1 pseudogene is annotated in these 896 nt (G+C 66.4%); it reads left to right on the top strand.

The features are described from left to right. Positions 1 to 896: pseudogene (locus tag ACJ8IM_RS25170) on the top strand (transketolase); the annotation flags it as partial.

Genomic DNA, 896 nt, shown 5'->3' with positions numbered 1-896 from the left:
GACAAGCCGTCGCTGCTGATGTGCAAGACCGTTATCGGCTTCGGTTCGCCGAACAAGGCCGGCACCCATGACGTGCACGGCGCCGCGCTGGGCGCCGCCGAAGTGGCCGCCACCCGCGAAGCGCTGGGCTGGAAATACGCCGCCTTTGAAATCCCGCAGGACATCTACGCCCAGTGGGACGCCAAAGAAGCCGGTCAGGCCAAAGAAGCGGCCTGGAACGACAAATTCGCCGCCTACGCCAGGGCCTTCCCGGAGCTGGCCGCCGAGTTCAAGCGCCGCATGAACGGCGAGCTGCCGGCCGACTGGAAAGCCGACGCCAAGGCGTTCGTGGAAAAACTGCAGGCCAACCCGGCCAACATCGCCAGCCGCAAGGCGTCGCAGAACGCGCTGGAAGCGTTCGGCAAGGTGCTGCCGGAGTTCCTGGGCGGCTCTGCCGACCTGGCGCCGAGCAACCTGACCATGTGGTCAGGCTCGAAAGCGCTGAACGTTGACCCGGCGGGCAACTACATTCATTACGGCGTGCGCGAGTTCGGCATGACCGCCATCACCAACGGCATCGCGCTGCACGGCGGCTTCCTGCCGTACTCGGCGACTTTCCTGATGTTCGTGGAATACGCCCGCAACGCGGTGCGCATGGCGGCGCTGATGAAGCTGCGCAACGTGTTCGTCTACACCCACGACTCCATCGGTCTGGGCGAAGACGGCCCGACCCACCAGCCGGTGGAGCAGCTGGCAAGCCTGCGCGTGACCCCGAACATGAGCACCTGGCGCCCGTGCGACCAGGTGGAATCGGCGGTGGCGTGGCAGTACGGCATCGAGCGCAACGACGGCCCGACCACGCTCGTGTTCTCGCGCCAGAACCTGACCCAGCAGCCACGCACCGCAGAGCAGCTGGC

Origin of the sequence: Serratia sp. CY33525 (genome assembly GCF_052169115.1) — a bacterium.
In the GTDB taxonomy this organism is placed as follows: domain Bacteria; phylum Pseudomonadota; class Gammaproteobacteria; order Enterobacterales; family Enterobacteriaceae; genus Serratia; species Serratia sarumanii.
The sequence above is the reverse complement of the archived record's forward strand: the minus strand, read 5'-3'. Positions and strand labels throughout refer to the sequence as shown.